The 9585-nt window shown below is 72.8% G+C and carries 10 protein-coding genes and 1 pseudogene; 6 read left to right on the plus strand and 5 right to left on the minus strand.

The annotated features are described in order from the left end of the window. The first annotated feature begins 273 nt into the window (after window positions 1–273). The 5 genes from MW084_RS07105 to MW084_RS07125 all read left to right on the plus strand — a co-directional run bounded on the left by MW084_RS07105 (window position 274) and on the right by MW084_RS07125 (window position 5409). Window positions 274–951, plus strand: a complete 678-nt coding sequence (locus MW084_RS07105) for a hypothetical protein (protein ID WP_010473446.1) — start codon at window positions 274–276, stop codon at window positions 949–951. Window positions 952–1015: 64 nt separating this feature from the next. Beyond that, entirely contained in the window at window positions 1016–1831 is an 816-nt protein-coding gene (locus tag MW084_RS07110; protein WP_010473444.1) for a thioredoxin domain-containing protein, read from the plus strand. A 159-nt stretch (window positions 1832–1990) separates the two neighbouring features. Beyond that, window positions 1991–2278, plus strand: a complete 288-nt coding sequence (locus MW084_RS07115; protein ID WP_275563520.1) for a hypothetical protein — start codon at window positions 1991–1993, stop codon at window positions 2276–2278. A gap of 139 nt (window positions 2279–2417) precedes the next feature. Next, window positions 2418–4082, plus strand: a complete 1665-nt coding sequence (locus MW084_RS07120; RefSeq protein ID WP_010473442.1) for an alkaline phosphatase D family protein — start codon at window positions 2418–2420, stop codon at window positions 4080–4082. Between the two features lie 295 nt (window positions 4083–4377). Beyond that, window positions 4378–5409 carry a zinc metalloprotease gene (locus MW084_RS07125; protein ID WP_050986829.1) on the plus strand — a complete coding sequence of 344 codons (1032 nt, stop codon included), beginning with the start codon at window positions 4378–4380 and terminating at the stop codon, window positions 5407–5409. A gap of 150 nt (window positions 5410–5559) precedes the next feature. Here the strand turns inward: MW084_RS07125 and MW084_RS07130 are convergent. Further along, a pseudogene (locus tag MW084_RS07130) lies at window positions 5560–5656 on the minus strand (dienelactone hydrolase family protein); the annotation flags it as partial. A 44-nt stretch (window positions 5657–5700) separates the two neighbouring features. Here MW084_RS07130 and MW084_RS07135 point away from each other — a divergent pair. Then, the gene (locus MW084_RS07135; protein WP_010473440.1) at window positions 5701–6756 is read left to right on the plus strand and encodes a mechanosensitive ion channel family protein; all 1056 of its coding nucleotides are present in this window, start codon (window positions 5701–5703) and stop codon (window positions 6754–6756) included. Window positions 6757–6853: 97 nt separating this feature from the next. On the opposite strand, the gene MW084_RS07140 is transcribed toward MW084_RS07135, so the two are convergent. From MW084_RS07140 to MW084_RS07155, 4 genes are read right to left on the minus strand one after another with little or no spacing between them, the layout of a single operon-like run. Continuing rightward, window positions 6854–7321: a GNAT family N-acetyltransferase gene (locus MW084_RS07140; RefSeq protein ID WP_010473439.1), complete on the minus strand. Its 468-nt coding sequence runs from the start codon at window positions 7319–7321 to the stop codon at window positions 6854–6856. Beyond that, window positions 7318–8259, minus strand: a complete 942-nt coding sequence (locus MW084_RS07145; RefSeq protein WP_010473438.1) for an RluA family pseudouridine synthase — start codon at window positions 8257–8259, stop codon at window positions 7318–7320. The genes MW084_RS07140 and MW084_RS07145 overlap by 4 nt, the downstream gene beginning before the upstream one ends. Window positions 8260–8317: 58 nt before the next feature. Further along, window positions 8318–8878 carry a signal peptidase II gene (lspA, locus tag MW084_RS07150; protein ID WP_010473437.1) on the minus strand — a complete coding sequence of 187 codons (561 nt, stop codon included), beginning with the start codon at window positions 8876–8878 and terminating at the stop codon, window positions 8318–8320. A gap of 57 nt (window positions 8879–8935) precedes the next feature. After that, entirely contained in the window at window positions 8936–9415 is a 480-nt protein-coding gene (locus MW084_RS07155) for a TraR/DksA family transcriptional regulator (protein WP_010473436.1), read from the minus strand. Between the last annotated feature and the right edge of the window lie 170 nt (window positions 9416–9585).

The following is a 9585-nucleotide window of genomic DNA, read 5'->3' on the forward strand; positions in this document are numbered from 1 at the left end:
CGGGGCCCTCCGTGCTCGGCACCGCCCCGGGGACGGCCGGCGGCCGCGGCGGTCGGTGGGGAGGGGGCCGCCGGAGCGGGGCCCCTCGGGACGCCGGCGGACTCCGCGCCCACGTGCGGACCTCGCGCGTTCTCCGGCGGCGGGGGCGCGGACGGGCCGTCCGGACCCCCGCAGGCCCCGTTCCGTAACGGTCGGATTCCGGGTCCCCACCGATCATCGTCCTTTAGGAGCCTCTTACCACCGCCCGTGGCACACTCTCGGACGATGGACGACATGGCCGGGACCTTGCTGAGGGGGGTGCGGGCAGCGATCTTCACGGCTCTGGTCGTGACGCTGTCCGCCGCCTCCCACGTGCTGCTGTCCCGGGTGCCGCTGCCGCTGACCTCGGTACTCCCGGTCGCGGCCGGCGTCTTCGCCGTCGCCTACGCGCTCGCCGGCCGGGAGCGGGGGTACCGGCCGATCGCCGGGCTGCTCGTCCCGCTGGAACTGGCGGCGGACACCGTGTTCACGGTGGGGCAGCACGCCTGCTACGGACCGTCCGGCGGCCCGGTCGCCGGGTCGCTGCGCTCGGTCGGCGTGGAGGTGCCCTGCGGCGACGCCGTGGGGGCGCCCCTGTCCGGTGTCGCCGTTCCGGAGACCGCGGCCGCGGCACTGCTGCGCTCCGGCGACCCGACCGTGCCGTGGCTGCTGCTCGCCGCGCACGTCGCGGTGGGGCTGGTCGCCGCCGCCTGGCTGCGGCACGGCGAAGCGGCGCTGGGACGGGTGCTGCGGGCGGCCGGCTCGTCGGCGTTCCGCCCGCTGCTGGCGGCGTGGGCGGTGTCCACGGCGCGGGGCGCAGCGCCCCGGCCGGCACCGCGCGCGGGCACCCGCCGGCGCACGTCCGCGCACACGCGCCTCCTGGTGCACTCCGTCGCCCGGAGGGGACCGCCGCGCAGGCCCGTAGCGGCCTGACCACGCATCCCCACCCATCGGTCACCGTCCGGTGATCACCCGAGAACACGGAGAACAGACCACCATGAGCGCACGCAACAGCCAGGCCAACAAGGCGGCGGCCCGCGAACGGCTCCGGCAGGAGCGCGAGCGGCAGGCCAAGCGGGACAAGAGGAAGCGGCAGATCACCGTCGCCGTCTCCGTCGTGGCCGCGCTCGCCCTGGCCGGCGGCATCGGCTACGCCGTCGTGCAGGCGAACAAGCCCTCCCAGTGGGAGGCGGCCAAGAGCGTCGAGGACGTCAAGGCTCCCAAGAACACGTCCGGCGAGAACGGCACCACGGTCGTGATCGGCAAGCCGACCGCGAAGAAGACGCTCCAGGTCTTCGAGGACGCCCGCTGCCCGGTCTGCGCGATCTTCGAGCAGCAGATCGGCCCGGTGATCGAGAAGGACGTCGAGGCGGGCAAGTACAAGATCCAGTACGTGGGCGCCACCTTCATCGACGAGGCCGCTCTCGGCGAGGGCTCCAAGAACGCCCTGTCCGCCCTCGGCGCGGCGCTCGACGTGAGCCCCGACGCGTTCATGAAGTTCAAGGCCGCGATGTACTCGGCGAAGTTCCACCCGGAGGAGTCGAAGGACGAGTTCGCCAAGGACTCCTACATCCTGAAGATCGCGGACACGGTCCCGGAGCTGAAGGACAACGCGGAGTTCGAGAAGAACGTCGAGGAGGGCACCTTCGACGCCTGGGCCCTGAAGATGTCCGCGTTCTTCGACAAGAGCGGCGTCACGGGCACCCCGAGCCTGAAGATGGACGGCAAGCCGGTCACGGGCGCGAACGGCAAGAACGCCCCCATGACGGCGCCCGAGTTCACCACGGCCATCGACAAGGCCCTCAAGGGCTGATCCGCACTCCGGACACCGGTCGCCCCCGCTCCCCCGGCGGGGGCGATCGCCGTCCCGGGGAACGCCGCGGCGAGCGGGCTTCCGGCAGCCGATGCTCCCGCCGCGCGACGAAGGGCGCCGGCACACCGCCTGATCGCCGCCTCTCCGACGCCTGATCTCGTGGTCCGGGATATCCGGGGGCTGTCGCTGACTCCCGGATTCGCCACGGTGTTTGTTCCGTGCACGCCGCCAAGAAGCGAACTGCCCGCACACGCCCTGGTCGTGGACGCCACCACCATCGGCATCACCCGCGCCAAGGGGGACGAACTGCGGCAGATCCTCGTCGACTTCGCCTACCAGTTGGCCCGGCACGCCTACCGGGCCGGTGAGTGCCGGGAGCCCAGGAGCTTTCCTGAGTCGCTGCCTCGGCTCCCCGAGGGGCGGGTCCTGGACGAGTCGCTCGACTGACACGGGTCGGGCCGCGGACGGCCCGCTCCCTGCGGAGCGGGCCGTTCCGTTCCAGGGGCGAGAACAGAGGGGAACTCCGCCCCGAACAGCGGGACTTGCCTCTTACCCGTCAGTAATGTGACAGGTAGTCTGCTCCGCCATGACCAGTCGAGATCTCCTTCACTCCGCCCCCAGCCGGCGCACCGTCGTCAAGGCCGCCGCCGTCACGGCCGTCGCCGGGTCCGCGCTCCTCCCGGGCGCGGTCGCCGCCGTCGCGGACGTCCGCTCCCCCCTCTTCCTCCACGGTGTCGCCTCCGGCGACCCCCTTCCCGACGGGGTCCTGCTGTGGACCCGCGTGACGCCCTCCCCCGACGCCGTGCCGGGGTCCGGCAGGGGCGCCGACGTCGAGGTGGGGTGGGAGGTGTCGGAGGACAGGGGCTTCACGCGGACCGTCGCCCGCGGCACCGTCACGGCGGGTGCCGGGACCGACCACACCGTCAAGGTGGACGTGCGCGGGCTGCGGCCGGCGACGTCCTACTGGTTCCGGTTCACCGCGGGGGCGGCCGGCGCCGAGGCGGTCTCGCCGGTGGGCCGGACCCGTACGACGCCCGGGTACGACGACCCGGTGCAGAACGTCCGGTTCGGCGTCGTGTCGTGCGCCAACTGGGAGGCCGGGTACTTCGCCGCCTACGGCCGCCTCGCCGCCCGCACCGACCTGGACGCCGTCCTCCACCTCGGCGACTACGTATACGAGTACGGCAGCGGGGAGTATCCGGGGACCGACCGCGTCCTGCGCCCCCACGAGCCGCGCCACGAGACCGTCACGCTGGCCGACTACCGGCTGAGGCACGCCACCTACAAGTCGGACCCCCACCTGCGGGCGCTGCACGCCGCCCATCCGGTGATCGCGATCTGGGACGACCACGAGGTCGCCAACGACATGTGGTCCGGCGGCGCGGAGAACCACACCCCCGGCGCGGAGGGCGACTGGGCGGCGCGCGTGGCGGCCGCGAAGCGCGCGTACTTCGAGTGGATGCCCGTGCGCGCCTCCACCGAGGGCACCGTCCACCGGTGGCTGCGCTACGGCAGGCTCGCCGACCTGCACCTGCTGGACCTCCGCTCCTTCCGCTCCCGGCAGGCGTCCGTCGGCAACGGCGCGGTCGACGACCCGGACCGCACGATCACCGGCCGCGCCCAGCTGGACTGGCTGAAGGCGGGGCTGGCGTCCTCGGACACGACGTGGCGGCTGGTGGGCACGTCGGTGATGATCTCGCCGGTCGCCTTCGGCTCCCTGCCGGCGCACCTGCTGAAGCCCGTGGCCGAATTGCTGGGCCTGCCGGCGGGCGGGCTGGCGCCCAACGTGGACCAGTGGGACGGCTACACGGACGACCGCCGGGAACTGCTGGCCCACCTCCGGGAGCGGGCCGTCCGCAACACCGTCTTCCTCACCGGCGACGTCCACATGGCCTGGGCCAACGACGTGCCGGTCACGGCCGCCACCTATCCCGCGTCCCCCTCGGCCGCCACCGAGTTCGTCGTCACGTCCGTGACCTCGGACAACCTCGACGACATCCTCGGCGTGCCGGCGGGCACCGCCTCCCTGGCCGCCGCCGCCGCGCTGCGGGCGGCCAACCGGCACGTGCACTGGATCGACATGGACCACCACGGCTACGGCGTCCTGGACGTGACGCCGCAGCAGGCGCAGATGGACTACTACGTCCTCTCCGACCGCACGAACCCGGACTCTTCGGACAGATGGACGCGCTCGTACCGAACGCTGAACGGGACACAGCGAGTCGAGCGGGTGTACACGCCCATGCGGTGAGGTGAACGCAAGGGCGATTTTCAGCCAATCCCTGCACGCTAACTGAAGATCACAAGGCCATGACGGGCGGTGTGTTCCGTAGATCGAATCCGGACACACCGCTCGCTCGCTTCGGCCCTTCCGTCACGTTCCGGTCTCGGCCGATGGGGACAGACGACAAGAAATCGCCCGTATCATCCCGCCGTCCCGGAGGATGATCGGGCCGGAACGCTCCTCCTGCGCGTCCGCAGAGCCGCCGTAGTCTCCCGGCGTCGGCGAGGAAAGTCCTCCCAGACCCCCCCACTAGGAGTCACGTATGCGTGCTCTTGTCCGCATATCCCCGAGGACCCACCGCCGTGTGCTCGGAGCGGCAGCCCTGGCCGGAACCCTGGCCCTGTTCCCCCTCTCCGCTCCGACGGGCGCCGCCGAGGTGAACGCCACGCCGGCCGCCGCCGCCGCTGCCGAGGAGTGCGTCGAGGAGACCCACGAGGACTCCCACGACTCCCACGCACGCAAGTCCCGCCCGACCGGCGACGTCCACGAGCACCGCCAGGAGCCCAACGAGGTCACCGCCGCCAAGGCCAAGGCCATGGAGGCCGACCTCCAGCAGAAGCTGAAGGCCGCCAAGGCCAAGTCGGCGGACGGCAACCGGGCCGGCGCGGCCACCGCCGCGGTCACCATCCCGGTGTACTTCCACGTCATCCACGACGGCACCAAGGGCAAGCTGAGCTCGACCGCCATCAACAACCAGATGGCCGTCCTCAACTCCGCCTTCGGCGGTCAGGGCACCGGCAACACCGCCAGCGGCTTCCAGTTCACCCTGGCCGGAACCACCTACACGAACAACGCCACCTGGTACAACCTCTCCTCCGGTTCCACCGCGGAGAAGGCGATGAAGAGCACCCTCCGCCGGGGCGGCGCCAACGCGCTGAACTTCTACACCGCGAACCTCAGCGGCGGCCTGCTCGGCTGGGCGACCTTCCCGTCCTCCTACCGGTCCAACCCGTCCATGGACGGCGTCGTCGTCCTCGACGCCTCGGTGCCCGGCGGCACGGCCACCAACTACAACCAGGGCGACACCGGCACCCACGAGGTCGGCCACTGGATGGGCCTGTACCACACCTTCCAGGGCGGCTGCACCAGCCAGAACGACTACGTCACCGACACCCCCGCCGAGAAGTCCCCGGCGTACGCCTGCCCGACGGGCCAGGACTCCTGCACCACCATGGCCGGTGTGGACCCCATCCACAACTTCATGGACTACTCGTACGACTCCTGCATGTACCAGTTCACCGCCGGCCAGGTGAAGCGCATGCAGGACCACTGGACTGCGTACCGCGCACTCTGATCCCACGGCCGTAGCCGCCCGAGCGGCTCGGCCCGGACACGACGAGGGGCACGGTGCGGCGGAGACGCCGCACCGTGCCCCTCGTCACGTCGGTGCGCCCTCCGCACCGTCGGAGCCCCCTCCGGGATCCCCTCGGTTTGCCCCCGCACGGGTCGGGCACGCGCACCTGGTGCCCGGCGGCGCGCAGCCGGTCCGCGGCCGCGCGCACGGCCGGGCGGAGACCGTAGACCGAGTGGAGGAGCAGGATGCCCGTGCGGCCGTCCTCCCACCACCCGCCCTGGGTTCGGAGCCATGGAGAACGTACTGCGTCCGCTGACCGTCCTCGGCGGTTCGGTCGTGCTCACCCTGCTCGTCGGCTGGATGGTCGACGTGCTGCTGAGGCGCGCCGACTGCCGCCACCCCGAGACCCCCCTGTGGGGGTTGCTGCGCCGCTGCCGGATACCCCTCAAGGCGGTCATGCTGGCCGGACTGCTGCGCGGGGCGTACCGGGAGACCGCGTGGGGGCTCCTCAAAGACCACGAGGTGGGCATAGACCGGGGGCTGACGCTCGTGCTCATCGGTGCGAGCGCCTGGCTGGTGGTGCGCATCGCGTCGGCGGTCGTCGAGGCCACGTACGCGCGGTACGCCGCGACGACCCGTCAGCTCGACCGGCTGCGCCGCGTCCGGACGCAGGTCACGCTGATCATGCGGATCGTCACCGCCGTGGTCGGGGTGGTCGCGGCGGCGGCGATGCTGCTGACGTTCCCGGACTTCCGGGCGGTCGGCACGTCGATGCTGGCGTCCGCGGGCATCATCGGCATCGTCGCCGGTGTGGCGGCGCAGTCGACGCTCAGCAACGTCTTCGCCGGGTTCCAGATCGCCTTCGGCGACATGGTCCGCATAGGGGACACCGTGGTCGTGGACGGCGAGTGGGGCGTGGTCGAGGAGGTCACGCTGACCTTCCTCACCGTGCGCACCTGGGACGAGCGCCGGCTCACCATGCCCGTCTCGTACTTCACCAGCAGGCCGTTCGAGAACTGGTCGCGCGGCGGCCCCCAGATCACCGGCACCGTCTACTTCCACCTGGACCACGCGGCCCCCGTCGGGCTGATGCGCGAGCGGCTCCACGAGATCCTGGAGAAGTCCTCCGACTGGGACGGGCGCGACTGGTCGCTGGTGGTGACGGACACCACGCCGAGCACCATCGTGGTCCGGGCGGTGGTCACCGCCCGGAACGCCGACGACGTGTGGAGCCTGCGCTGCGCCGTGCGGGAGCAGCTGATCGCCTGGCTGTACGAGCACCACCCGTACGCGCTGCCGCGCCTGGCCACGACCATCACCCCGGACCGGGGCCCGGACGGCGGCTAGCCGCGCCGCCCGGGGAGGGCNGGGNCGGCTGCCGGGGCCGGGCGCACGGGTCGCCGCCCCGGGCCGAGGCCGTTCCCCGCCGGGTGTGGACGGGGGGTCAGAGCGTGCGGCGCATCGCCCGGTGGGGCATCCCCGCGTCGGGGAACTCCGGACCGTACGCCTCGTAGCCCAGCCGCTCGTAGAAACCCAGCGCGTGGGTCTGCGCGTGCAGGTCCACGGCCTTCAGGCCGCGCGCACGCGCCGCCTCCTCGACGGCCCGCACGAGCGCCGCGCCCACGCCGAGGCCGCGCGCCTCCCGCGTGACGGCGAGCCGGCCCAGCGAGCCCACGCCGTCCTCGCCGCCCGTGCGGTCCGCGGCGTCCGGCCCGTACAGGAGCCGGCCCGTGCCGAGGGCCGCGCCGTCGGCGGTGCGGACGGCCAGGACGTGCACGGCCGTCGCGTCGTGCGCGTCGTACTCGATCTCCGCGGGGACGCCCTGCTCGACGACGAAGACCGCGCGGCGGACCGCGAAGGCCGCCTCGCGGTCCTCCTCGCCCAGCGCCTCGCGCACCTCGTAGGCGGTCACGCGCTCTCCGCGGCGATGGTGTCCAGCGCGTGCCGGAGGTCGGCGGGGTAGTCGCTCCCGAACTCGACCCACCGGCCGTCCGACGGGTGCTCGAAGCCGAGGCGCACCGCGTGCAGCCACTGGCGGGTGAGGCGCAGGCGCTTGGCGAGCGTCGGGTCGGCCCCGTACGTCAGGTCGCCGACGCACGGGTGGCGGTGCGCCGCCATGTGGACGCGGATCTGGTGCGTCCGGCCCGTCTCCAGCTTGATGTCCAGCAGTGAGGCCGCCCGGTAGGCCTCTATCAGGTCGTAGTGCGTGACGGACGGCTTGCCCTCCGCGGTGACCGCCCACTTGTAGTCGTGGTTCGGGTGGCGGCCGATGGGCGCGTCGATCGTGCCGCTCAGCGGGTCGGGGTGGCCCTGCACCAGCGCGTGGTACCGCTTGTCGACGACCCGCTCGCGGAACTGGGCCTTCAGCAGCGTGTAGGCCCGCTCCGACTTGGCGACGACCATCAGGCCGGAGGTGCCCACGTCGAGGCGGTGCACGATGCCCTGGCGCTCGGCGGCGCCCGAGGTGGAGATCCGGTACCCGGCGGCGGCGAGGCCGCCGATCACGGTCGTCCCCGTCCAGCCCGGGCTGGGGTGGGCGGCGACGCCGACCGGCTTCACGACCACCACGATGTCGTCGTCGTCGTGGACGATCTCCATGCCCTCGACCGGCTCCGCGACGATCCGCACCGGCGCGGGCGCGCCGGGCATCTCGACCTCCAGCCAGGCACCGCCCGTGACCCGCTCGGACTTGCCGACGACGGCGCCGTCGACGAGGACCTTCCCGGCGGAGGCCAGCTCGGCCGCCTTCGTGCGGGAGAACCCGAACATGCGGGCGATGGCGGCGTCGACGCGTTCGCCCTCCAGGCCGTCGGGAACGGGCAGCGTACGGATCTCGGGAATCGTGCTCACCCGTCGAGTATGCCCTGTCGGCGGCCCGGCCCGGTCGGCCCCGTGGGCAACCGGCCGCTCAGTCCTTGTGGACGGTCCCGTCGGGGTCCAGGCCCCTGAAGGAGAGGATCACGATGAGGAAGCCGCCGCAGACGATCGCCGAGTCCGCGAGGTTGAACACCGCGAAGTGCGCCGGCGCGATGAAGTCGACCACCGCGCCCTCGAACACGCCGGGCGCGCGGAAGACCCGGTCCGTGAGGTTGCCGAGCGCCCCGCCCAGCAGCAAGCCCAGCGCGATCGCCCAGGGCAGGCTGTACAGCTTGCGCGCCAGCCGCACGATCACGACGATCACGACGGCCGCGATCGCGGTGAAGACGACGGTGAACGCCTCGCCGATGCCGAAGGCCGCGCCCGGGTTCCGTACCGCCTCGAACTTCAGCAGGCCGTCGACGACCACGATCGGGTCGCGGTGCTCCAGCTTCGCCACGACGAGCATCTTGCTGACGAGGTCCAGCAGGTAGGCGACGAGGGCCACCGCGAGGAGCACCGCGACCCTGCGCCGGCCCCCGGGCCGCCCGGCGGGCGCCCCGGGCTCGTCGTCAACGTCCGGCGTACCGACGCCGTGCTCCGCCTCTGTCACGTGAGTCCCTCAACCTAGGTACCTGACTGCGACGAGGGTACGGCACACGCGTACGGTTCAGCCGCGCCGCTCCTGCCTCTGCTTGTCCTCCACGCACAGGGTGGCCCGCGGGAACGCCTGCATGCGGGCCTTTCCGATGGGCCTGCCGCAGACCTCGCACAGCCCGTACGTCCCGGCGTCCAGCCGCTGCAGGGCGTGCTCGCTCTGCTCCAGGGCCGCGCGGGCGTTCGCGGCGAGCGCCATCTCGTGCTCCCGCGTGATGTTCTTGGTGCCCGTGTCCGCCTCGTCGTGCCCGGCGCCCTCGCCGGAGTCCCGCATCAGCCCGGACAGGGCCTCCTCGGACGCCGCGAGTTCCTCCTGCAGGCGGCGGACCTCGGCCTCCAGCTCGGCGCGGGCCTGTGCCACCTCCTCCGGCGTCCACGGCTCCTCGCCCGGCCTCACGGCGAGCTCCTCCGGCGCCGCCTCGGCGACACCGCCGGCCGTCGGCGCGGCCACGCCGACCGCCCCCGTCACGTCCGCCGTCTTCTTCGCTGCCACCGTCCTGGCTCCTGTCTGCTCGGCTTCCGCCGCGTCCCCGGCGGCCCTCTTCCCACCCGTATGAGCGGCCCCAGCCGCTTTACCCACCTCGGCGCCCTCGAACACCCCGGCCGCCGCTCCTCCACCGGCCACGGTCCCGCCCGCCGCCCCGGAAGNCTCCGCTTCTGTCT

This window comes from Streptomyces sudanensis, from assembly GCF_023614315.1.
Taxonomy (GTDB): Bacteria; Actinomycetota; Actinomycetes; order Streptomycetales; family Streptomycetaceae; genus Streptomyces; species Streptomyces sudanensis.

What these genes read in the sequence shown, in the direction of transcription:
- MW084_RS07105 (WP_010473446.1), top strand. Translation starts at nt 274, where the DNA reads ATGGCCGGGACCTTGCTGAGGGGGGTGCGGGCAGCGATCTTCACGGCT.
- MW084_RS07110 (WP_010473444.1), top strand. Translation starts at nt 1,016, where the DNA reads ATGAGCGCACGCAACAGCCAGGCCAACAAGGCGGCGGCCCGCGAACGG.
- MW084_RS07120 (WP_010473442.1), top strand. Translation starts at nt 2,418, where the DNA reads ATGACCAGTCGAGATCTCCTTCACTCCGCCCCCAGCCGGCGCACCGTC.
- MW084_RS07125 (WP_050986829.1), top strand. Translation starts at nt 4,378, where the DNA reads ATGCGTGCTCTTGTCCGCATATCCCCGAGGACCCACCGCCGTGTGCTC.
- MW084_RS07135 (WP_010473440.1), top strand. Translation starts at nt 5,701, where the DNA reads ATGGAGAACGTACTGCGTCCGCTGACCGTCCTCGGCGGTTCGGTCGTG.